Source organism: Vibrio aestuarianus (assembly GCF_028858425.1).
In the GTDB taxonomy this organism is placed as follows: Bacteria; Pseudomonadota; Gammaproteobacteria; order Enterobacterales; family Vibrionaceae; genus Vibrio; species Vibrio aestuarianus.
Map to the genome: position 1 here is coordinate 439,614 of NZ_JAKNYQ010000001.1, position 22,724 is coordinate 462,337.

The following is a 22,724-nucleotide window of genomic DNA, read 5'->3' on the forward strand; positions in this document are numbered from 1 at the left end:
TTATTGGTCCTGTCTGCTTTTTACGGTTATCGAGCGTAGTTTCAATGTGGCAGTAATCGCTGCAGTAATTTGCTCAGTAGAAGGCTTTTCACCATTGGCATTCATCACGATCGTATGTGTTTCATACAATGGTGTATAACGAAAAGGGACGGTAGCGTAAAAAATACCAACAGTTGGTGTGTGGGTCGATATGGCCACATTGCGTATGCCAGTGTCTGGAGCAATCACTAACGTTGCTTTCGCAATAAACGTGACTAATTCATCTAAAGGTAAGCATGGCTGAATCGTTAATTTTCCAGCCTCTGCAAGATCCTGTAGATACTCACCTTTTTCAAACTCATTTTTTCCCTCAAGGAAGATATGTTTTACATTGGGCTGCTGCTCAATAGTTTGCTCGATGACAGCACGCATTTCAGGCTTAGATAAGATTTTTCTCAGCTGTGAAGCACCACTGAAATAGACAAGGTAAGGTGTTTCAAAATCACAAAGTTGCCTGTTGTCTGGGTAGGCAAAATCGAGAGGATAGCTTGGGTTGTGGCCAAGGATTTTAAGCATGTCGAGCATGCATTCTACTTCTGGTTGGAAGTCAGAGCGAAATACTGCCAAGTTATACAGGGTGCCACATAAAAATGGCGTGTAAGGAAAGCCAACTTTGAGTTTTGCTTTAGTCAGTAATGTCATCCAGTAAGAGCGATTTGTCCCAGCGACATCAAATATAATATCTTGCTCTTCCAGTTGGCTGTAGTCTTGCCATTTTTGCTTGAGTGATAAGTGTTTTGAATCCTCACGGCTTTTCATTACCACTGTTTTATCCGCTAACTCTGTTGGTGTTCCATAGAGGTAGTTTGAAACGGTGACCAATGTTATTTCTGCATGAGGGAAGAACTTCCGAGCTTCAATCAAAAATGGGCGCACAATGACTTGATCACCGAGCGCAGCATGGCGAATGACGGCAATTTTCTTGATTGCTAAAGGATTAAAATAACCATTCAAGTATTGGCGGGCGGCCTTCGAGGCATAAGCCCCTTTTTCAAACCAGAGGTGTTTCATTAATCTTTCCCAATAAATCTATTTAAAGCTTGAATAACTTGCACCGGTTGCAGCTGATTTAAGCAATTTAAGTGCCCTAATGGGCAGGTTCGCTTAAAGCATGGGCGGCACTCAATATCGGTATACACCATTTCTAAGCGCTCAGTTAGCGGTGGCGTGTATTGCGGTGAACTTGAACCATAAATTGCGACGATATTACAACCTACGGCGGCGGAGACATGCATTAATCCTGAATCATTACTGATGACGGTATGGCAAGCCGCCAACAGATCCACGGCTTCAATAAGTGAGGTTTGTCCTGCTAGATTATGTATTGAGCTTTTCATCTCAGCAGTAAGGGCGTTGCGGATAAGTTCACAAACATCGTTGTCCTTCGCGGAGCCGAAAAGCCACACTTGATAACCGTTATCGATAGCGTGTTTGGCGACCTCAGCATAATATTGATCCGGCCACCTTTTGGCAGGGCCAAATTCGGCGCCTGGGCACAAACCAATAACCGGCTTGTTAGAGGAGAGTTGTAAGCGTTCTCTTGCAGATTGTTGACTTACCATATTAACGAACAGCTCAGGCTTTGGGCAATTATCCAATCGCACTTGTTCTTGCATTGCTTCTTTAGGTGAAGCTAACGCGACATAGCGTTCCACCATATATTGGAAAACACGCTTATCTGGCCTTAGATCTGTCAGCAAACCGTAGCGAAACTCTCCTTTCCAACCGGTACGGTTTGGAATGCCTGCAAAGAGTGGGATAAGTGCTGATTTAGCCGAATTTGGTAGTACGAATGCGTGAGTATAATGGCGGCTTGCTAGCTCTTTACCCATCGTTCTTCTTGCGAAAAAGTCGAACTGACCATGACCAATCGGCATCTCGATAGCATTAGTGATTTGAGGCATACGTTCGAGAATAGGTTTACACCATGCTGGTGCAAGTACATCTATCTCAGCCTCAGGGTGCTGCTGCTTGAGTGACATATATAAACTTTGAGACATGACCATGTCTCCCACCCAAGATGGGCCAATGATAAGAATTTTCATCTGACTTTTATCTGCTCACAAATCGACGCTGAGAATAGCATAATGTTGATATGATGATAACGGCACTATTTTATCGACTTTTATCGATAATGTGTGTTCTAGTGCTGAAAACGTTTCAAACAAAAGCATGATTATGGTCTAATTGGCGACCTATTTCTGTATCACCAGCACTTGAGAGTGAGACGTCTATCCATGAAAATCTGCGTTATCAGTTTAAAGCGTTCTCCGGAAAGAAGGGAGAACATCAAAAAGCAGTTAGATGCACTTGGGTTGGATTTTGAGTTCTTTGATGCCGTTGATGGGCGGGCAGAACCACCGCATCCACTGTTTGCGAAATATGATTATTTTAAGCGGTTGTGGCTGACGAATGGCCGTATGCCTTCCAAAGGTGAAATGGGGTGTTATGCAAGTCACTATCTTCTGTGGCAGAAATGTATTGATATAGATGAGCCTATCCTAGTCTTGGAAGATGACGTTGTCGTAAGATCTCATTTGACCCAATTCCTTGAATCTATAAGCAGAGTAACACAAGAGTATGGATTTGTCCGTCTTCAGGAAAAAGGCGAACGAAGCCAAACATATACGAAAGAAAAAAGTGACGAGTTTTCTGTTAGTTTCTTGGATAATAATTTTGGTGGACTACTCTGTTATGCAATTTCACCAATAGCTGCCAAAAAATTGGTAGACGGGTGTGTGAGATGGACTCTTCCGGTTGATAACTATGTAGGTTCATTATACTTACATGATGCACCAAGCTACCTATTTTCCCCTAGTATGGTTGAAAGCGTTCAAGACTTCGATACGACGATTCAGCTTGGGGAGGAGAAACACCCACCATTTTATAGAAAATTAACTAGAGAATTATATGTTATATACCGAAAGGTAATGATGAGTATATATAATAAACGATACAAATAAATGAAAAGAAAATTTGAAGAATTATTTTTGTTGTCGCCTGCAATCATGGTTTTTGCAGTTATCTTCAATGTCCCAGATACAAAGTTTATCGTCTCGAGACTGACTGTTTTAGTTTGCCTTTATTGTTTGTTATTTCATAGGAAGGCGGCATTTTATAATCTTGAGAACCATCGATTCAAGTTTTTTATAACAGTATCCTTTATGGTCATTGGTTATTTTTCTCTGCTGACTATAGTAAGAGGTGATGTTTTTTCGTTTGCTAGGTCGTTATTGGTAACCACACTATATTTAACATTAGTGCCTTGGTACAGAGTCGGTCGAAGTGCCGTTGTCTACTTGATGTTAGGTGCGGCTCTTGTAAATGGTGGTTGGGCTATTTATGAGCATTTTTTTATAGGTAATGTTAGAATTGGCAAGGCGGTCAATCCTATACCATATGCCTTATATAGTGCATCTATGTTTTTGTGTTGTATATATACGCTAAGGGCTACTCAGTTAAAGTTATTAATAAAAGTGATGTTAGTTATGGCGTCTCTAGGTTGTAGTTATGCACTGTTGCTAACTGATGTTAGGGGGGTTTGGTTAGCACTACCTTTCGCTATAGTACCGTTATTTGTTACAAAGTCTTCTTTCAATTTAACTGATAAAAATAGTATCGTAAGATTTGCTCTTATCTTGATTACTTTCATCGGTATTGTATCGACTAACTTAGTGCAAGAGCGCTGGGATAGAACGATACAAGAGTTTCACCTAATTAGCCAAGGAGATTACGGTTCATCGATCGGAATAAGGTTAACCCTATGGGAAAATGGATTAGATATGGTAACCGATGGGCTGTTTGTTGGTGTTGGTTCCGAACAATTACGACTCGGTATTGATACAAGTTCGGAGAAGTGGATACGGGGCTTTGCACATTTACATAACCAGTTCTTACAACTGCTTGTGGAAAACGGATTGATTGGGCTGATGATTGTTACTGTTTGGTTTGCTTCATCTTTGATATGTTTTAGGAGCTACGCATTAGATTTTCATTATCAGGCCCTTTGTTGTTCAATTTTGGTACTATTTTCTATTGCTTCTTTAACAGATGTTCCTTTCATCCATAGTCATATTGTCTATCTAATTAGTTTACTTCTTGGAGGCTCCATATTATTAGATAAACAATCATCAGGTGAACCTAGTAAGTAAGCTCATTTGCCCAGCTAGTGTCTTCTAGTATCACTCTAGCAGGGTTGCCAACAGCAACTACGTTATGGTTAATGCTCTTGGTTAATGTAGAGTTAATACCTACGACAGAGTTATTACCAATAGATGCACCCTTTAAGACTGTGACATTATCCGCAAGCCAGACCCTGCTTCCAATATGGATACTTTTCGCAGGGTTAATTCGCTGACCTTGTTTAACAATGTCGTGCCCATCACTGGTCATCACTTTTACGTTGCGTGAAAACATACAGTTATCACCGATCGTAAGTTGAGTGCCTCGCTCTCGACATGAAATAAAGCAGTTTTCACCAATAACACAGTCTTTGCCAATAATTAGCGTGCAATCATTACCATCTAATTCAATACAGACGCCTTTTAAATTAGCTCCATCTTTAAATACTAACCTATTGCCACTACCTGTAACATGGATATCACAGTAGCGTATTCTGGTTTTTTTACCAATTTCGACAGTATTATCTGAACCAATGCGTATTTTGTTGCGAAGACGTGCTAGTAGTGAAAAGTTCGCCATAGAAACCTTCTATTTATTCTTTCTAAATACATAATTACCGGTAACTTTTCTCCACAATCCTAGCACTGAGGTTTTAGGAAAAATGGCAATACGTCGGATTTGATACGGATCGTGATGGATAACTAAAGGGCCACTGTTGGTTGCGACGGCAAATTGATAGCCTAACTCGCGCGCTAAGAGTTTTGAATCTTGATTATGGTCACCATAAGGGTAGGCAAATGAAACCAAAGATTCACCAATGAGGGCTTCCAGTTGATTTTTATTTTCCATAATTTCATGCTGCTGTTGTTGATAAGACAACTGGCTTAGACGTGGGTGAGTCATCGTATGGCCGCCAATTTCAACTAAGCCTGATGCATGCAATTTCTTTAATTGGCTTTCATTCATTAAAGCTACCGCTTTTTCTGGGTTGTTAGGCACTTCAACATCCCAACGGTTAAACTTTTCACCAGTGACAACATAGATAATGGCTTTGAAGTTATATTTTTTTAATAAAGGGAGCAGAAGTTCGTAATTGTCTTGATAACCATCATCAACCGTTAACATGATATAGCGCTTACTTGGTTCAAGGCGGTGTATCAGCCTTTTATCTACCAAGTCTTTAAATGTCAGAGTCTCAAAGCCCATGCGCTTGAGTAACTTGAAGTGTTTTTCAAGCATATTGATATGAAGATAAGTTCCATGTACACCTTTTTCACTATCATTTTTGATAAAGCGGTGATACATGATGATTGGCATCTCTTTACGCAGTTTTTCAACGTAAACTGTTTGGTAAATATCTTCTATTTGATCGACTATATTCGATAAGCTATAGCTATGCTTAATGATCTCACTGACCTGTGGTGAGCAGTGTTTCATTTTCAACCCTTGCTCTACGTGTCGGTTAGTTTGCGTAAAGTCAATATCGAGATCTTTAGGGCCGATGTCACCGAAGTTGCTTGCCATGGCTGCAGTGATATTATTGTCATCGACAATACCAACTGCGCTCGCTTCACCTATTGCTAGTGTGGGTCTTCCACACAGCAAGGATTCCATTGCAACTCTACCCGCACCTATGACTAAGTCTGACTGGGCTAGTATTGAGACAACATCTTGTGAATAACCAAGAAAATGAACGTCAGAAGTAAACTTATCAAAACGCGCTTCAATTTTAGAGCCTGATATGACCTGAATATGGTATTTCGCTGAGTCTAAACATTCATCGAGTAATCGATAGCAAAGCTCCCCTTTGGGGCCGGTTAACCTACCAATAATACTGATAACAGGTTTGCTATTTTGAGGAGCGTTTTGCCAAGCGAACTCTTGAGTTTCAATACCATTTCGACTAACGATTAGCGAACTTTGTGGAACATCCAATTCAGTAATGAGTTGTTGTTCAATGGCTTCACAAACTGGTAGGGCTTTGTCGCCCATTGCATGAAATTTCTTGCGAGATGCGTGTACCGGTTGACGACCATGTACTGTCGTAACCATGGGTGTTCCTGTGATTTTACACGCAATATGACAACTCCAACTCGATGCTCTTGAGTGAGCATGTACTAACTGGATGTTATGCTTTTGTATCAGATAAATAAGATAGCCAACGTGCCAAAAACGGCGAGGAATACTACGCTTATTAAAGCGGAGTTTGTAGAATAGCCCTTGATGTGACTTGGTTAGGGTGTCTGAAACGTAGAATACACGATGTCCTCTATTTGTCAGTTCATCGCCAACAGTTGTTGCATACACTTCAGCCCCTGTGACTTCCAACTGGGACAAGGCCATCAAAATATTCATACATTCTCTTTATAGCTTGGTGAACTCTAAAAATGTCCCGCAGCCTTTCCTCTGGAAAAGCGACATTTGGTAAAGAGGGAGGAATATAACGTTAATTTCTCCCTCTTAAAATCACTAAGCGTTAATAATGCTCATATATTCAGCCACACCTTCCGCTACGGTTTTAAATTTGTGATCACAACCAGCGCTTCTGAGCTTACTCAAGTCGGCTTGAGTAAATTCTTGATACGCACCTTTTAAGTGTTCAGGGAATGGAATGGTTTCCACTTCACCTTTGCCATGGTGTTTGATAACGGCTTTTGCAACTTCCTGGAAAGATTCAGCATTACCCGTCCCTAAGTTATAAATACCGGATACGCCACTGTCCATAAACCATAAGTTCACCGCAGCAACGTCACCAACGTAAACAAAATCACGTTGGAAGGTTTCACTGCCTGCAAACAGTTTAGGGTTTTCCCCTGCATTCATTTGGTTGTTAAGGTGGAAAGCAACAGAAGCCATAGAGCCTTTATGTTGTTCACGCGGACCATAAACATTGAAATAACGAAAACCAGTGACTTGAGAAAGCTTCTCGCCATGTTGTTGTGCATCTTGCCAAACGCGGCGTACATAGTTATCAAACTGCTGTTTTGAATAACCGTAAACGTTTAATGCACCTTCGTATTGTTTTTCCTCGACGAAGGTGTCGGTATCACCGTAGGTCGCAGCAGAAGAGGCATACAAAAATGGAATCTCACGCTCTAAGCAGTAATGAAGCAACTCTTTAGAGTATTCATAGTTATTGAGCATGATGTATTTACCATCCCACTCGGTGGTCGCAGAGCAAGCACCTTCATGGAATACCGCTTCAATAGGGCCGAAATCATCACCAGCCATAACCTGAGCAAGAAAGTCATCACGGTCCATATAGTCAGCAATATCAAGGTCGACCAAGTTTTGAAACTTACGACCATTTTTAAGGTTGTCGACAACAAGAATGTCGCTAATGCCTTTTTCATTAAGTGCTTTGATGATGTTGCTGCCAATCATGCCAGCGCCGCCAGTTACGATGATCATAGATTTGTCCTAAATAAATGTTAGCTGCATGGAAGTATAACATTTCAAGAAGTATTAGGAAGAGCGGCATAGATGATGTACCAGCTGATTATAGAGTGAGCAATTGTTGCTGTTGATATGTCGGTTTCATCACAGTTATTTCGCGCAGTTAAAAAATAGAGTTCAGATTGGATAAAGTTGAGGATCGAAAAAGGACTTACATTGTGGATGGTTTAAGAGCTCGCTATCTGACTATCGCCACTTTGGCTCGATTAAGGTACAATTTCGCCAATTAATGCTGTGACTAACTGTTACACCAAGTGAAGTATTATCGTATTGGGGCTATACCCAAGGGCGGTAGCATGCCTAAATGTCAGAAAAAAGGGAAGTTTGTGAATAACCATTACCAGTCATCCAACCCAAATCCTTCTCACCCACAAATCCCAAACTTTTACGAGCAGAATGATGAAATCGATCTCAAAGAGCTTTTTATCGCTCTTTGGCAAGGGAAGTGGATCATCATTTTAACTACCCTAGTGTTTGCGATAGGCGCGATTACTTACGCGTTAACGGCGCAAGAGTGGTGGAGCAGTAGCTCGAAGATTGCAGTGCCGCAAGTTCAAGATTTCACGCAATACCAGTCTCAAGTTAAGCAGTACCAACCGATTTTTGACGTTTATCAAGAAGACGGTACGATGTTGGTGAATAACTATTTAGATGGTTTGGTTATGCCTCAACAGCTATTTCAGTCATTTGTCATTGCTTTTGAGTCGAATAAAAATAAACGTAATTTTTTAGACAGCAATGCGGTTTTTCAAGATTTCAAGAATAAGTTAGATGCCGATGCCGATGCCGATGAAGCTACACGTCGTTTGTATAATGAATGGTTTAGTAAACTAACTGCGTCACAACCTGATAAAAGCAATAAAAACATTATGGAACTAAAGGTGCAGGCAACAACAAAGCGTGATAGTTATAATATATTACAAAACTATATTGCTTATGTTGGTGATATTGTGCGTCGTGATGCTTTGCAAAACCTAAATGCGATTATTAGCACTAAAAAGAATGAGCTATTACAGCAAAAAGCCGCACTTTCTTTACAAGCGAAACAAAACCTTGAAGTTGAAATTCAACGAGCTGAGTACGCACTGCAAATAGCGACAGCAGCAAAGGTTGACACTCCTATACAAAACTTAGGCGGGAAAGAAATTTTTCCCATAAATCTAGGAAGTGCAGCTATTGAAGCAAAAATTAATGCGTTAAAAACCATATCAAACTTGAGTGTTATTGAACCGCGTTTACAGCAGATAGACTCAAAACTAACGCTAATTAACAACACAAAAATAAACCCTGATATAGAGTTTGCTACCTTTCAATATTTAGATGATGTCCAAATGCCATTGAACAGAGATAAACCCAAACGAGCACTTATTGCAGTGCTAGGGGCGTTGTTGGGCGGAATGTTGGGGGTAGCGGTTGTGTTGGTTAGGTTTGCGTTTAGGAAAGAATCTAAGTAATTGATTGTTTTCAGTACCTATTTGGGCGGGTTAGAGAAAATAGTCGAAATCAAATAATAACAGAGAGATAGTGAAATTAGACTGTCTCAAAATGAATTAAAAGTGCCTCAGTTGCTTGTGACAACTGAGGTTAAAAAATTAAAACGAGCATGAGAGAAATACCTATGAGCTTCTCAATACTAGACTGTACCCTTCGCGATGGCGGCTACTACAATAACTGGGACTTCGAACCTGAAGTCGTTAACCAATATCTCAATAGTGTCGCGAGCGCCAAAATTGATTATGTTGAACTGGGATTACGCAACTTCGCTAAATCAGGCTTCTTGGGAGCATTTGCTTACACGACTGAAGATTTCATCAATACCTTAACTTTACCTGAAGGTCCGACCTATGGTGTGATGGTTGATGCCAAAACTATCCTTGAGTCCGGCATGCCAATCAAAGAAGCAATTGACGCACTATTTGTTCCAGCGGCGAACAGTAAAGTTGACTTAGTCCGTGTTGCCGCACACTTCAATGAAGTGGAATTTTCAGCACCTATCGTTGCTCACCTAAAAAAACTGGGCTACATCGTAGGCTTCAACCTTATGCAAGCTGGCGGTAAGCCTGATGACGTGATTGCAGATAAAGCCCGTCAAGCGGTCAGCTGGGAAGGTCTCGATGTCCTTTACTTTGCGGATTCACTAGGCAACATGGATGGCCAAGAAGTCCAACGTATCGTAACAGCGCTTCGTACTCATTGGACGGGCCCTTTGGGTATCCACACTCACAACAACATGGGCAAAGGCTTAGATAACACACTTTCAGCAATGGAAGCCGGTGTTTCTTGGTTAGATACAACCGTGACTGGCATGGGACGCGGTGCAGGTAATACTCAAACTGAAAGTCTGTTAGCTTACCTAGATAAAGGTGACTCTAAATACCAACCAAAGCCAATCTATGAATTGGTTATTCGCCACTTTGAGGCGATGCAAAAAGAATATGGATGGGGCAGCAACTTATTGTACTTCTTAGGCGCTCAAAATGATGTGCATCCGACTTACATTCAGAATTTGTTGTCTAGTACCCACTACGGCACTGACGAAATCATTGGTGCGATTGACTACCTTAGTAAGCTAGAGGGTACAACATCGTACAACGGTGCTGTACTTGATACGGCGCTGAGCTTCTCTGACTGTAAGGCTGAAGTGACCGGAAGCCAAGACTTACAAGCTCTCTTTGATGGCAAAGATGTCCTCATTATTGCTAATGCTCCAAATACAGAGAAGTACGCAACAGCAATTGAGATGTACATTAAGAGCACTCAACCAGTTGTTATCTCTATCAATACAACAGCGCATATTGCCCCTGAGTTAGTGGATTACTACGCAATTTCTCACAACTCAAAGTTCTTGTCAGAATCAAAACTCTACAAAGGGTTAGATAAACCAATCATCCTTCCAAAGTGCCGCTTTACGACTTCTGAACTGTCAGAGCTTGAAGGTGTAAACTTAATTGATTACGGACTCGAAGTTGTAAAAGAGACGTTTGCAACTCAGGGTACTTACACGACTACTCCCTATGACATCACAACGGCCTACGTTCTTGGTGCTTTACTGGAATCAAACGTGAATACGATTTCAGTGGTTGGTTTTGATGGTTATGCTCAAGATGACGTTCGTCAACAAGAGATGGTAGACATATTGAACCTTTACCATGCTCATGAGAAAAGCCTAGAAATTACCTCTTTGACTCCAACTAGCTACCCGATTGCTAAAGGCTCTGTTTATGCCCCTGTTAAGTGAATACGAGGTATACATTTTTGATTGTGATGGTGTCATTTTAGATTCCAACCAATTGAAAATCGAAGCTATGAAAAATGCACTGAAGGCGCATTTTTCAGCTCAAGACCTCATTGCGGAGTGTGTTGATTACTTTCGCCATAACTTTGGAAAATCTCGCTTTCACCACGTTGCTCACTTTCTAGATAGCATCCTAACTATTGAAGAAGAAAAAAGAAGTGAGCTAGAGCAACGGATTTTGGCAGATTTCTCCAAACAGTGCCGTACTTTATACTTAACGGCGCAGCTGACGCCCGGCTTTATGTCGTTTATTGAGAAGTGCAAAGGTAAACGATATGTCGCAAGTGGCTCAGAGCAAAATGAACTCAGAGACGTTTTTTTCCAGAGAGGTCTCGATACTCACTTTGATGGTGTGTTTGGCTCACCAACGCCAAAAGCTGAGCTTATCCGCAATATTCTTAAGCAAGAAAACAACACAAATGCCGTCATGTTTGGTGATGCTGAATCCGACATGTTGTCAGCCCAACAGAACCACATCGACTTTGTGTTTTACGCACCTTATTCCAATGTAAAAGAGAAGATGATTGAGCAATGTCACTTGCAACAACACTTGATTATCGATGACTTTTCAACTGTGAGATTCTAATCATGAGTAATGAGAAAACCTTTGCTGTCGTTATTCCAGCACGTTACGAATCAAGTCGATTCCCGGGTAAACCATTAGTCGATATTTGTGGTAAACCAATGATACAGCACGTCTGGGAGCGTTGCTGCTTAGCTGTGGGACAAGAAAAAGTATACGTGGCAACCGACGATGTTCGCATCCAAAGTGCGGTTGAAACCTTTGGTGGTCAGGTCGTGATGACAAGCTCGGAATGCTTAACTGGCACCGACAGACTGGCAGAAGCCAACTTACAGCTTAACTGTGACTTCATCGTTAATGTCCAAGGTGACGAGCCACTTATTAATCCAGATGACATCAATACGGTGATTAAGGCTTTTTTAAAGAGTGGCAATGTGACCAATGCTATGTGTGCCATTACTTCAGAGCAAGAGTTTCGCTCTTTTACTGTGCCGAAAGTAACTTTCAGCCAATCTGGTAAGTTACTTTACATGAGCCGAGCAGGCATCCCTCAGACTAAAACGGGTGAATATCAATTTGGTTACAAGCAAGTGTGTATCTACGCTTTTTCAAAAGAGCAGCTGGCCTTCTTCTACAGCAACAAAGCGAAGACTCGCCATGAGCAAGTAGAAGACATTGAGATACTGCGCTTTTTGGAATCAGATTATGTTGTAGATATGGTTGAAGTTGAAGCCGGTTCTCTCGCCGTTGATGTTCCGGGAGATGTTGAGAAAATAAAGTATAAATTGAGTAAATAATATGGGAAAGTACATCACTGTTGTGACAGTAGTATATAACTGTGAAGACTACGTATCATCTTGCATTCAAAGTGTTATCACTCAACCTAATATAGATGAAATCGAGTATATTATTATTGATGGGGGCTCAACCGATAGAACGATGGAGATCATAAATCAATACAAGGAGAGTATTGATGTTATAATCAGTGAAAGTGATGAAGGTATTTATGACGCTATGAACAAGGGTTTGAACCTTGCTAAAGGAGAATATATATGTTTTCTCAACGCTGATGATATTTATGTTTCTAATGCACTTAGCTATATTAGTGAAATGTTGAAGAAGTCCCCACAAATAGACGTACTCAGTGGGCTTGTTGATCTGGTTGAAAGAGATACATTAGAAACCATTAAGACCAGAAAATCATCAGTTAATAAACTATGTTTAGCCATGAGCCTAAATCATCCAGCAACCATTTTTAAAAGTGATCTACATAAAAAATACTATTATGAGAAGAAGTATAAGATCGCTGGTGATTATGATGTGCTTTTAAGAATAAAAAAAGATGGTTATAAAATATGTTCGATTGATAAAGTACTTGTTATGATGAGGGATGGTGGCGTTAGTGATGAATATGAAAGCTTGGGATTAAAAGAAGCTAAATTAGCTAGATTAGAACATAATACTATAATTGAGAATGTAATTGCTAGTATTTATTATAAATACAAAGAGATAAAAAGAAGTTAATGTTGTGAAGAATAAACTCACGCTCTCTAGGTTGCTATTAGATTTATCATCATTAATATATCTGCCGATCAGTATATTATCTATATTTTGTTTTTTGTTAAGACCAAGATATCAAAGTGTTTTTTTTATCTCTCTAATATTTTCTGGCTTTGCATTTTTATTGATTCCTTATAATGTCTGGGATTTGGCTAGACATTATGAATCCTTTTTAACTATTAGCAATATGCCTTTTAGTGAATTATTTGAATATGGGCATATCAGGTATCTACCGCTCCATTTTTACATGTGGTTTATTGCATCTATAGGTTTACCAAAGGAAGTATTGCCTGCAATATCAATATTTTTTTCTTATATAACTCTACTAACGATTCTTGTAAATATCCATGAATCAAAGAGATTAACTGATTTTCAGTTCCTCATCTTAACGATTTCAATATGGTGTGCTGTTCCATTTATTGGGATAGCAAGTTCCTTGAGACAGCATCTGGCAATAATAATTTTCATTTATGGAATGTGGAATTATGTATTAAAAAGCAAATCCAAATACTTATTGTATTTCTTTGTAGCATTATTAATCCATTCTTCTGTTATTGTTCTTTTAATTATCATGTTCGCATGTAAGTTAAAAATAAATGACAATATAAAGAGATTTTCCTCCATTTTATTTATGTTGTTAATGGTTTCTGGCCTGAGTTCAGATTTATTTTTCTCTGTAATAAATGTTTTTAAAAATATTTTAGTTGAAAATGGCTTTTACTTTGCACTGTATTTTGATAAATCGATAATAATGGAATCTATAGATTCATTATCTAAGTTCGAGTATGTCGTAAAGTTTATAGTTAACCCTATGCTATTTTATTGCGTTGCCTTCTTTTATGTCTTTTATTGTAAAATTTCAAGCAAAAAAGAGAGATTGATAAATAATTTTTTGTACTTATTGTTATTGACTATATTTATTGTATCACCTTCAGAAACTATTTTTTCTCGTTTTTCTTTTGCATTTACAGTTATAGGTGTTTTATATATTTTTAACTATAATATATTCCAGTATAGTGTGCTTAAACGAACTTTATTATATTTTGTCTTACTTTTGTCTATAACAATTACAACGCTTGTTAAAACGAATGCTTATAAGTTAGTTATAATTCCTTCGTGGTCTAGAGTGCTTTATACTCCATCGGTGTTTTTTCCAATCTATAGCAAAGAAGATATTGACTCGATTAAGGTTGAATGATGAATAATAAAAAAGGAATAAAAATAATTACATTGCATGGTAATAAAGTGGGAGGTACAGAGAAAGCTGCTTCAGACTTACGGAATGTATTATCTACAAAATACAGATGTAATATAGAATATCTTTTTGATAACGTGACAAAAAATAACATTAATAAAATTGACCAGTGTTTAATGTTTTTTAAAATACTATTTAAGTTAAAGTTTGAAGATGTCTGCATTACAACGGACTACGCTACTTATTGTCTTTTGGTTATCGCTAATTTTTTTAAAAAGAAATTCAAGCATATAATAATGTGGGAGCATGTTCCAAAAGATAGAAATGGTAAATTTTGGTTGTCTTTGGAGCATGCTTTTTCTCTGAGCTCTAAAGCTGATACGATCGTTACCTTAAGTGAACTAGAATATAGCAAGTGGAATAATCCATCGGCGAAGAAAATTCTTATTATTAATAATGCAATATCTACGAATGGAAACGAATTGTATAAATCAAGTATTAACAATAAAGAAGGGTTAGTTTATGTCGGGAGAGTAACTAAAGACAAAGGTGTTGAAAGGTTAATTGATGCTTTTTTAGAGTTCTTTCCTGAGAATATTAATTTGAAAATTGTAGGTGATGGTGATGAATTGGAAAGACTTAAATATAAATATAAAAATAAAGAAAATGTGATTTTTCTTGGGCAGAGAGATAATATAGCTCAAATACTTTCTCAGTCTAAAGTGTTTGTTTCTGGTTCTTATTATGAGTGTTTTCCGATATCAATTTTAGAAGCTATGTCATTATCTTTACCGATAGTCTCTTTTGACCAAAGTGGTGGGACTGAAAGTGTTTTATCAAAAGCAGGATGTGGTTTTATTGTTTCAACAGGACAAGAGTTTTTCGAAAAAATTGACTTGATGCTAAAAGACGATAATTATCTTTCTCTTGGAGAGAGAGGTTATAATTTTGTCTCTAAAAACTATAACCTGGAAAAATACTCAGAAAGTTGGATAAAGGTTTTAGATGGCTTCTGAAAATCTTAAAAATACCATTTACAGCTTGCTCTCTAATTTGGTTAATATTGCCTTTCCACTTTTAATAATTCCTATAATAATTGATTCGTTTGGTCTCTCTGGGTATGGATATTTCGCTACTATTCTTTCAAGTGCTGTGATTATATCTTTAATTTTAGATTTGGGCTTTACACAAGGTATTCCAAAACATCTACTTGATAATAGAATTACTATAAATAAAGCAATCAAGCTGCTTGTTTTATCTAAAATACCATTAATAATAATATCTAGTATTATCGTTTTATATGTTTCTAATAAAGAAGATGCTATATTTATAATATTTATCAGTATTTCTCTAACATTTTCTCTAGAGCCTATAATGTATGGTGCTGAGAAGTATAGGAAAATATTATCACTTCAGCTCATATGTAAGTCTATATACTGTGTGATAGTTTTATTTATATACTTTTTTGATGGTGAGATTTACTCAATATTTATCTCATATGGTTTTTCTTATCTTCTGTTGAATGTGCTTTATTTTTTTTCGCTTATCAACGAACAAAGTTATGATATAGATAATAGAGAAAATAATATTGAAATTTTTAAAGACTGTCTTAAATTTCACTTTTCAAAAATGTTTGTGAATGTATATCAACAATCGAGTGTTTTTTTTGTATCTATCTATAATGGTCATGATATTACAGGTGTATATTCTTTAGGTAATCAGCTATATAAAGTCGCTCAATCTATTATTGGCTCGATAGCGAAGGTCTCTTATACAAATATGCTAAAGAACAGAAATCTCGAGACTTTGATGGTGACAGTGAAAACTGTTTTCATATGCTATTTTTTAGGTTTTATAGTTGTTTTGTTTTTTGGCGAGTATATATTGAACTACATTTTTGACTCTAGTTCCTATTTATATATATCGTGCTTAGTTTTTTATTCATCCTTATTCTTTGTGATACTTTCTTCATTTTTTGGTTACCCATATCTAACACCAATAGGAAAAGAGAAGTATTCGCATATTGGGTTATTTTTATCATCTTGCACTTACTTTTTTCTATTTATGATTTCTGTAATTACAAACGAGACAAGTATAATTACTTTTTCATTCTTAATTTTAATTGCAGATTTTTCCGGTGCTATGTATAGAACTTATTATTCAATTAAATATAGAAATTACTATGAATTTGAAAAGTTTAAGAAAGCAGATTGAGTTTTATTCTTTTGAGTGGGAATCCTTTGGTTTATTTAGAAAGTTGTATTTAAATAAAGTCTGTTTTAAAGCGTTGTTTTTTCCATATCAAATATCAGTAGAGCAATCAAGGAAATTTTCTAGTATTTACTCGGTTAAGTCCATGACTCGAGCTGACTATGACTCCTTTTGGGAGGATGTCTTTAAAGGTTTTGATGTTAATAAGATTAAAATTAGTGAGGTTTTTTCTTTTAATTTTAATTTATTATTAAGTGTTAAATTCTTAGTAAATTTATTTCTTTCTTTGAAAGAATATTCTTTTTTTAAACGTTTATATATAATCTTGTCTATTTCTAGATATCTTGGAGTGAATTTTTCAGAGCTTACTAATACTTCTACATTGATCTGTCATGCTGAAATGCAACCAATTGAAAATTATCTTGCTGAATATTTTAAGACTCACAATTGTAAGACGATTACTTTACAGCACGGATTGTATGTTGATTACTCATTAAGTAAAAATATAAATATATTAAATTACACTAATATATCCACTGATTATTTTTTTTCTTGGGGGGAGAATACTACAGATCTTATTGTTAAGTATAACCCTAAAGTTAAGGTTATTGATTGTGGTTTTCCCTTTGATAATATTTTAATTTGTAAAGAAAGCTCTGAATTTGAATACATCTCAGTTATATTTGATCAGAATATATTTATTAAAGAAAATCAGTTAATCTACAATGTTGCTTGTAATTTAGCTAAAAGATTAGACGTAAGACTAAATGTAAGACTGCATCCTAGAAATGAACCAAATGACTATTTATTTGAAGATTCCACGGTCTTTGATCTGCCATGCGAATGTTCAAAATTTGTTCTCGCGCATACAACTAGTTATATCGTTCAGCTTATGATGTTAGATATGAAGGTTTTTGTCTTTGATACTAGTTCTCCTAAGTTACCATTCCCAAAGGAGATTCTTTTTAGGGATTTAGATGATCTAAATCATATCTTAGAAAAGACATTTGACGATTATTATTTTTTAAATTGTTCAAAAAAATTCCTCAGCTCTATTGGTCAGGAATCGGTTAATAACTATAAAACTGCGATAGATAGTGTTACTGTTATGGGATTTATAGATAAGTAAAATATTCTACTGTTTTTGATTTTTGATTTTTGATTTTTGATTAATGTCAAAGTGGGATTGGCGCTTTTCTTAGTATTTTAAAATTTGTTTTAGAGGGTTTGTTTTGATAGTATTTGATCCAATTATCCACTACTTACAATCTGGTGGTGGGGTTACGGTTTATTATAATAATATTCTTGAAAGGATTTCCAAAACGGACAAAAAATATTGCATTGTAGATGAGATAAAAATGCCTAAGATAACTAGGTATTTAAATTGTCCCACTAAAGATAAAAGTGGTGTCTTTCATTCTAGTTATTACCGTTTACCAGAAACCTCTGGCTTTAAAATTGTCACAACAGTGCATGACTTTACTTATGAGAGATTCATAAAAGGTCCTGCAAAATGGTTGCATTGCTGGCAAAAATATCGTGCGATTAAGCGCAGTGATACTGTTATTTGTGTGTCAGAAAATACCGCAAATGATTTGTTAAAATATTGCCCTATTGATTCAAAAAAGATAAAGGTTATATATAATGGAGTTTCTGAAATTTACCATCCTCTAAGTGATTTTGATGAAAGTAGTAATGAAATTATTTTTGTAGGTGCCCGTTCAGGTTATAAAAATTTCGATGTGGCTGTTGATGTACTCAGGAAGTTGCCCAACTTTTCGCTTAGTATTGTTGGTGGTGGTAAACTTAGCTCTGAAGAGATGAAAAAGTTAGAGAGCAATATTCCTGGTCGCTACAAATGGTTAGGCCGATTAAGTGATGAAGAGTTGAACGTCGCTTATAATCGAGCCCATGCGTTGTTGTACCCATCTAGCTATGAGGGGTTTGGTATTCCTGTTGTTGAGGCTATGCGTGCAGGATGCCCTGTTGTAGCTGTAAATGTATCGTCTATTCCAGAAGTTGCCGGTAGTGCGGCAATTTTGACAGATTATGCTGACGCGAATTTGTTTGCCGAAGCGATATTGAAAGTTTGTGATATGCGAGATCAACTCAGAAAAGCAGGCTTTGAGCAAGCAAACAAGTTTTCTTGGGAAAAATGTTTTCTAGAGACACTTCAAGTCTATGAAGAGTTAATGTGATAAATGGAACAAAATGAAATGAATAAAAGAGTTGCACTAATTACTGGTATTACCGGGCAAGATGGTTCATATCTTGCTGAATTATTGATTGAGAAAGGTTATGAAGTTCATGGGCTTATTCGTCGAGCATCTTCATATAATACTGGTCGTATTGATGCATTAATTAATAGTGGTGCTGATTTAAAATTGCACTATGGTGATCTTACGGATTCAGCAAACCTTATTCGCTTGGTCAGAGAGATCGAACCTGACGAGATCTATAACCTAGGCGCAATGTCACATGTAGCGGTTTCTTTTGAATCACCAGAATATGTTGCTGATGTAGATGGCATGGGTACTCTTCGTCTTCTGGAAGCGATCCGTATCAACGGTTTGGAAAAGAAAACTCGCTTCTATCAAGCTTCAACTTCAGAGCTTTATGGCGAAGTTCGTGAGATTCCTCAGCGTGAAACAACTCCTTTTTATCCACGCTCTCCATACGCTGTAGCTAAAATGTATGCATACTGGATTGTGGTTAACTATCGTGAATCTTACGGTATGTATGCGTGCAATGGTATTTTGTTTAACCACGAGTCGCCGCGCCGTGGTGAAACCTTTGTGACTCGTAAGATTACTCGTGCGATCGCTAACATCTCTCAAGGTCTGGAATCTTGTCTAGAGCTTGGCAACATGGATGCACTACGTGATTGGGGTCATGCTAAAGATTACGTTCGCATGCAATGGATGATGCTTCAGCAAGAGCAAGCTGAAGATTTTGTTATTGCTACTGGTAAGCAGATCTCTGTACGTGAGTTTGTTCGTTTGTCAGCGAAGGAAGCAGGTATAGAGCTTGAGTTTTCCGGCGAAGGTATTGATGAGATTGCTACTGTGATTGCTATCGATGAAGAAAAAGCACCAAAAGTGAAAGTTGGCGATGTTATTGTAAGAGTAAACCCTCGCTTCTTCCGTCCAGCAGAAGTAGAGACACTACTTGGTGACCCGAGTAAAGCGAAAGCCAAACTTGGTTGGACTCCAGAGATCACTGTTGAAGAAATGTGTGCAGAAATGGTAGCGTCTGATATCGATCAGGCAAAGCAGCACGCAGTTCTAAAAGAGCACGGCTTTGACGTTGCGATCTCATTAGAAAGCTAATTAATCAGTAATACTGATTCGTTTATATTGCAGAGCTCCTCATTTCAGGCTCTGCTTTTTCTATTTATATTATCGGTACTAGTATGAAAAGAGTATTTGTAGCTGGTCATAAGGGGATGGTTGGGTCTGCTATTGTTCGCCAACTATCTAAAGACAGCTCAGTAGAAGTTATTACCAAAGCTCGTAATGAGCTTAACCTGCTAGATGCAATAGCCGTCGAGGAGTTTTTTGCGACTCACAATGTTGACCAAGTTTATCTCGCGGCTGCGAAAGTCGGTGGGATTGTCGCTAACAATACTTACCCTGCCGAATTTATTTACCAAAACTTGACGATTCAAAACAATATTATTCATTCAGCACACTTACATGATGTACAAGACTTACTGTTTTTGGGATCATCTTGTATCTATCCAAAGTTTGCTCCGCAGCCGATGCGCGAAGACTCCTTATTGACAGGTACATTGGAAGAAACCAACGAACCTTACGCAATTGCTAAGATTGCAGGCATCAAAATGTGTGAGTCTTATAACCGCCAATATGGTCGTAACTACCGTTCGGTAATGCCAACCAATTTATACGGCGAGAATGACAATTTTCACCCTCAAAACTCTCACGTTATTCCGGCGTTGTTGCGTCGCTTCCACGAAGCAAAATTGAATGGCGACAGTAAAGTTGTTGCGTGGGGTAGCGGTAAACCTATGCGAGAGTTTTTGCATGTAGATGATATGGCAGCAGCGTCAATTTACGTAATGAATCTTGCTCAAGAGGTGTATCTAGAAAATACGCAAGAAATGCTTAGTCACATAAACGTAGGTACAGGTCTGGATTGTACTATCCGTGAACTTGTTGAAACTGTTGCAAAAGTGGTTGGTTTTGACGGCGAAATTGAATTTGACACTGCGAAACCAGACGGCACTCCTCGTAAGTTAATGGATGTTTCACGTTTAAAGAGTCTAGGCTGGGAAGCGAAGACGAGCCTAGAAGATGGTTTAACTATGACTTACCAGTGGTTCCTAGAGAATCAAGAAAATTATCGCGGTTAAAGTACCTAGGGTAGAGCTAATATAAGGGTTAAACAAAGCATATGTTTTTAAGCAAACAACGTTTTTCTCAAGTGATTGAAAGTACACCATTAGTTTCAATTGACTTAGTTATTGAGGACGAAAGTGGTCAAGTTTTACTTGGAGAGCGTTTAAATCGACCTGCTCAAGGTTTCTGGTTCGTCCCTGGTGGTCGTATTCTTAAGGATGAAAAACTTGAAGATGCCTTTGCTCGCTTAACTTTAGAGGAGCTTGGACATGAGTTTAAGCTCTCTCAAGCAAAACTGTTGGGACCTTATACACACCTCTATGATGACAATGTATTTGGTAATGGGTTTACAACTCATTATGTCGCTATTGCTTATAAACTCATCGTCATTCGCTCCGAATTGAATTTACCTATGGATGTACAACACTCTCGTTACCGCTGGTATGATAAATACGAACTATTGTCTAGTGATGACATACATATCCATACCAAGTGGTATTTTCAAAAAATAACTAAACGAACACTTAATAAAAATCAATGAGTTGACTATGCTTATTCCAGTAATTATGGCCGGCGGTTCTGGCAGTCGTTTATGGCCTCTGTCTCGTAGCTTATACCCTAAACAATTTATTAGTTTAACCAGTGATAAGTCTATGTTACAAGAGACCATTGTGCGACTTTCTGGCTTAGATCACCAAGCTCCTATGCTTATTTGCAATCAAGAGCACCGCTTCATTGTTGCAGAGCAACTTAGGCAGCAACGTATCCAGCATGGTGGCATCGTATTAGAGCCCGTGGGCCGTAATACCGCACCTGCCATTGCGCTCGCTGCACTGCATGCAATTAAAAATAGTGATGATCCTTTGCTATTAGTATTAGCGGCCGATCATGTGATCCAGAATCAAGTGGCATTTAGCCAGGCGGTTAGCAATGCTATTAAACCAGCACAAGGTGGTATGTTGGTTACGTTTGGTATTGTGCCAACAGCTGCGGAGACTGGCTATGGGTACATCAGACAAGGTGAGGCCGTAGGCGAGAGCGCTTTTCGTGTGGCCCAATTTGTAGAAAAACCGAACTTAATCACAGCAGAACAATACCTTGCTTCTGGTCAATACTACTGGAACAGCGGTATGTTCTTGTTTAAAGCCTCTCGTTTCCTTGAAGAGCTTAAAATCCATCGCCCAGATATTTTACAAGCGTGTGAGTTAGCCATGAAGGGCTCTCGACACGATCTTGATTTCATTCGTCTAGACGAAGATGCATTTACAAAGTGCCCTGATGACTCTGTTGACTACGCAGTAATGGAAAAAACGCAAGATGCACTCGTTGTACCGATGGATGCCGGCTGGAGTGATGTTGGCTCATTCAGCGCACTGTGGGAGGTTTCATCCAAAGACGTTCATGGTAATGTGGTCGTGGGGGATGTGATCGCAGAGCAAACCCAAAATAGTTATATCTATGCACAGAATAAATTGGTTTCAACCGTGGGTGTCGATAATTTGGTGATTATTGAAACCAAAGATGCTGTCTTGGTCGCCAATAGAGACAAAGTGCAAGATGTGAAGAATGTGGTTAATCAACTTAAAATTCAACAACGTCGCGAATGTGAGCAACATCGAGAGGTTTACCGCCCTTGGGGATCGCATGATGAAATTGCTGAAGGTGAACGCTACCATGTGAAACATTTGTGTGTAAAACCAGGTGAGCAAACGGCTCTGCAAATGCACCATCATCGAGCGGAGCACTGGATTGTGGTGCAAGGAACCGCGAAAGTCACCAATGGTAATAAAAGCTATTTAGTCAGTGAAAATCAATCGACATTTATCCCGTTGGGCTCGGCGCATCGTATTGAGAACCCCGGTAAAGTTGATTTGCATTTGATTGAAGTTCGCTCAGGCAGTTATCTGCAAGAAGATGACATTGTGCGCTTGGAAGAATATGGAGTGGGGTACTAAAACTATGGTG

21 protein-coding genes are annotated in these 22,724 nt (G+C 38.2%); 16 read left to right on the forward strand and 5 right to left on the reverse strand.

The features are described from left to right. Positions 1 to 1,050: a glycosyltransferase family 9 protein gene (locus MCT08_RS02180; RefSeq protein ID WP_261916541.1), complete on the reverse strand. Its 1,050-nt coding sequence runs from the start codon at positions 1,048 to 1,050 to the stop codon at positions 1 to 3. Then, complete coding sequence (waaF, locus tag MCT08_RS02185) at positions 1,050 to 2,084, reverse strand: lipopolysaccharide heptosyltransferase II (protein WP_274677787.1); 1,035 nt, start codon at positions 2,082 to 2,084, stop codon at positions 1,050 to 1,052. Before waaF ends, MCT08_RS02180 begins: the two co-directional genes overlap by 1 nt. 192 nt (positions 2,085 to 2,276) lie before the next feature. On the opposite strand from waaF, the gene MCT08_RS02190 reads away from it, so the two are divergent. Then, positions 2,277 to 3,002: a glycosyltransferase family 25 protein gene (locus MCT08_RS02190; protein ID WP_274677788.1), complete on the forward strand. Its 726-nt coding sequence runs from the start codon at positions 2,277 to 2,279 to the stop codon at positions 3,000 to 3,002. Next, entirely contained in the window at positions 3,003 to 4,190 is a 1,188-nt protein-coding gene (locus MCT08_RS02195; protein ID WP_274677789.1) for an O-antigen ligase family protein, read from the forward strand. It begins immediately after the preceding gene. On the opposite strand, the gene MCT08_RS02200 is transcribed toward MCT08_RS02195, so the two are convergent. From MCT08_RS02200 to rfaD, 3 genes are all read right to left on the reverse strand, one after another. After that, a complete protein-coding gene (locus MCT08_RS02200; protein WP_274677790.1) occupies positions 4,180 to 4,740 on the reverse strand; it encodes an acyltransferase in 561 nt (186 codons plus the stop codon). The two genes, MCT08_RS02195 and MCT08_RS02200, sit on opposite strands and share 11 nt — an antisense overlap. A 9-nt stretch (positions 4,741 to 4,749) precedes the next feature. Then, on the reverse strand, positions 4,750 to 6,516 hold the full coding sequence (locus MCT08_RS02205; RefSeq protein WP_274677791.1) for a bifunctional glycosyltransferase family 4 protein/polysaccharide deacetylase: 1,767 nt from the start codon (positions 6,514 to 6,516) through the stop codon (positions 4,750 to 4,752). Positions 6,517 to 6,630: 114 nt separating this feature from the next. Next, positions 6,631 to 7,572 carry an ADP-glyceromanno-heptose 6-epimerase gene (gene rfaD / locus MCT08_RS02210; RefSeq protein WP_172533647.1) on the reverse strand — a complete coding sequence of 314 codons (942 nt, stop codon included), beginning with the start codon at positions 7,570 to 7,572 and terminating at the stop codon, positions 6,631 to 6,633. Between the two features lie 371 nt (positions 7,573 to 7,943). Here rfaD and MCT08_RS02215 point away from each other — a divergent pair, with 371 nt between their 5' ends. The 14 genes from MCT08_RS02215 to MCT08_RS02275 all read left to right on the forward strand — a co-directional run bounded on the left by MCT08_RS02215 (position 7,944) and on the right by MCT08_RS02275 (position 22,714). Then, positions 7,944 to 9,071: an LPS O-antigen chain length determinant protein WzzB gene (locus MCT08_RS02215; protein WP_274677792.1), complete on the forward strand. Its 1,128-nt coding sequence runs from the start codon at positions 7,944 to 7,946 to the stop codon at positions 9,069 to 9,071. A gap of 164 nt (positions 9,072 to 9,235) precedes the next feature. Then, positions 9,236 to 10,855: an aldolase catalytic domain-containing protein gene (locus MCT08_RS02220; protein WP_274677793.1), complete on the forward strand. Its 1,620-nt coding sequence runs from the start codon at positions 9,236 to 9,238 to the stop codon at positions 10,853 to 10,855. Beyond that, the gene (locus MCT08_RS02225) at positions 10,839 to 11,498 is read left to right on the forward strand and encodes an HAD family hydrolase (protein ID WP_274677794.1); all 660 of its coding nucleotides are present in this window, start codon (positions 10,839 to 10,841) and stop codon (positions 11,496 to 11,498) included. Before MCT08_RS02220 ends, MCT08_RS02225 begins: the two co-directional genes overlap by 17 nt. Before the next feature lie 2 nt (positions 11,499 to 11,500). Then, complete coding sequence (locus MCT08_RS02230; protein WP_274677795.1) at positions 11,501 to 12,232, forward strand: 3-deoxy-manno-octulosonate cytidylyltransferase; 732 nt, start codon at positions 11,501 to 11,503, stop codon at positions 12,230 to 12,232. 1 nt (position 12,233) lies between these two features. After that, a complete protein-coding gene (locus MCT08_RS02235; protein WP_274677796.1) occupies positions 12,234 to 12,959 on the forward strand; it encodes a glycosyltransferase in 726 nt (241 codons plus the stop codon). 4 nt (positions 12,960 to 12,963) lie between these two features. Then, complete coding sequence (locus MCT08_RS18645) at positions 12,964 to 14,193, forward strand: EpsG family protein (RefSeq protein ID WP_425609319.1); 1,230 nt, start codon at positions 12,964 to 12,966, stop codon at positions 14,191 to 14,193. Continuing rightward, a complete protein-coding gene (locus MCT08_RS02240; protein WP_274677797.1) occupies positions 14,190 to 15,206 on the forward strand; it encodes a glycosyltransferase in 1,017 nt (338 codons plus the stop codon). The genes MCT08_RS18645 and MCT08_RS02240 overlap by 4 nt, the downstream gene beginning before the upstream one ends. Next, positions 15,196 to 16,404 (forward strand): oligosaccharide flippase family protein, encoded by a 1,209-nt coding sequence (locus tag MCT08_RS02245; protein WP_274677798.1) that lies wholly within the window; start codon positions 15,196 to 15,198, stop codon positions 16,402 to 16,404. Before MCT08_RS02240 ends, MCT08_RS02245 begins: the two co-directional genes overlap by 11 nt. After that, positions 16,373 to 17,530, forward strand: coding sequence for a hypothetical protein (locus tag MCT08_RS02250; RefSeq protein ID WP_274677799.1), 1,158 nt, complete (start codon positions 16,373 to 16,375; stop codon positions 17,528 to 17,530). Before MCT08_RS02245 ends, MCT08_RS02250 begins: the two co-directional genes overlap by 32 nt. 103 nt (positions 17,531 to 17,633) lie before the next feature. Next, on the forward strand, positions 17,634 to 18,599 hold the full coding sequence (locus MCT08_RS02255) for a glycosyltransferase family 4 protein (protein ID WP_274677800.1): 966 nt from the start codon (positions 17,634 to 17,636) through the stop codon (positions 18,597 to 18,599). Positions 18,600 to 18,617: 18 nt separating this feature from the next. Then, on the forward strand, positions 18,618 to 19,730 hold the full coding sequence (gene gmd / locus MCT08_RS02260) for a GDP-mannose 4,6-dehydratase (RefSeq protein ID WP_274677801.1): 1,113 nt from the start codon (positions 18,618 to 18,620) through the stop codon (positions 19,728 to 19,730). An 83-nt stretch (positions 19,731 to 19,813) separates the two neighbouring features. Continuing rightward, on the forward strand, positions 19,814 to 20,773 hold the full coding sequence (gene fcl / locus MCT08_RS02265) for a GDP-L-fucose synthase (protein WP_274677802.1): 960 nt from the start codon (positions 19,814 to 19,816) through the stop codon (positions 20,771 to 20,773). 41 nt (positions 20,774 to 20,814) lie between these two features. After that, entirely contained in the window at positions 20,815 to 21,300 is a 486-nt protein-coding gene (locus MCT08_RS02270; RefSeq protein WP_274677803.1) for a GDP-mannose mannosyl hydrolase, read from the forward strand. A gap of 7 nt (positions 21,301 to 21,307) precedes the next feature. Beyond that, on the forward strand, positions 21,308 to 22,714 hold the full coding sequence (locus MCT08_RS02275) for a mannose-1-phosphate guanylyltransferase/mannose-6-phosphate isomerase (protein WP_274677804.1): 1,407 nt from the start codon (positions 21,308 to 21,310) through the stop codon (positions 22,712 to 22,714). The last annotated feature ends 10 nt before the right edge of the window (positions 22,715 to 22,724 follow it).

Excerpts from the sequence above, each read along its gene's own strand:
- gmd (WP_274677801.1), top strand. The coding sequence starts at position 18,618 with ATGAATAAAAGAGTTGCACTAATTACTGGTATTACCGGGCAAGATGGT.
- MCT08_RS02190 (WP_274677788.1), top strand. The coding sequence starts at position 2,277 with ATGAAAATCTGCGTTATCAGTTTAAAGCGTTCTCCGGAAAGAAGGGAG.
- MCT08_RS02200 (WP_274677790.1), bottom strand. The coding sequence starts at position 4,740 with ATGGCGAACTTTTCACTACTAGCACGTCTTCGCAACAAAATACGCATT.
- MCT08_RS02250 (WP_274677799.1), top strand. The coding sequence starts at position 16,373 with ATGAATTTGAAAAGTTTAAGAAAGCAGATTGAGTTTTATTCTTTTGAG.
- MCT08_RS02245 (WP_274677798.1), top strand. The coding sequence starts at position 15,196 with ATGGCTTCTGAAAATCTTAAAAATACCATTTACAGCTTGCTCTCTAAT.
- MCT08_RS02195 (WP_274677789.1), top strand. The coding sequence starts at position 3,003 with ATGAAAAGAAAATTTGAAGAATTATTTTTGTTGTCGCCTGCAATCATG.
- fcl (WP_274677802.1), top strand. The coding sequence starts at position 19,814 with ATGAAAAGAGTATTTGTAGCTGGTCATAAGGGGATGGTTGGGTCTGCT.
- MCT08_RS02205 (WP_274677791.1), bottom strand. The coding sequence starts at position 6,516 with ATGAATATTTTGATGGCCTTGTCCCAGTTGGAAGTCACAGGGGCTGAA.
- MCT08_RS02225 (WP_274677794.1), top strand. The coding sequence starts at position 10,839 with ATGCCCCTGTTAAGTGAATACGAGGTATACATTTTTGATTGTGATGGT.
- MCT08_RS02180 (WP_261916541.1), bottom strand. The coding sequence starts at position 1,050 with ATGAAACACCTCTGGTTTGAAAAAGGGGCTTATGCCTCGAAGGCCGCC.
- MCT08_RS02270 (WP_274677803.1), top strand. The coding sequence starts at position 20,815 with ATGTTTTTAAGCAAACAACGTTTTTCTCAAGTGATTGAAAGTACACCA.
- MCT08_RS02235 (WP_274677796.1), top strand. The coding sequence starts at position 12,234 with ATGGGAAAGTACATCACTGTTGTGACAGTAGTATATAACTGTGAAGAC.
- MCT08_RS02220 (WP_274677793.1), top strand. The coding sequence starts at position 9,236 with ATGAGCTTCTCAATACTAGACTGTACCCTTCGCGATGGCGGCTACTAC.
- MCT08_RS02240 (WP_274677797.1), top strand. The coding sequence starts at position 14,190 with ATGATGAATAATAAAAAAGGAATAAAAATAATTACATTGCATGGTAAT.
- rfaD (WP_172533647.1), bottom strand. The coding sequence starts at position 7,572 with ATGATCATCGTAACTGGCGGCGCTGGCATGATTGGCAGCAACATCATC.
- MCT08_RS02230 (WP_274677795.1), top strand. The coding sequence starts at position 11,501 with ATGAGTAATGAGAAAACCTTTGCTGTCGTTATTCCAGCACGTTACGAA.
- waaF (WP_274677787.1), bottom strand. The coding sequence starts at position 2,084 with ATGAAAATTCTTATCATTGGCCCATCTTGGGTGGGAGACATGGTCATG.
- MCT08_RS02275 (WP_274677804.1), top strand. The coding sequence starts at position 21,308 with ATGCTTATTCCAGTAATTATGGCCGGCGGTTCTGGCAGTCGTTTATGG.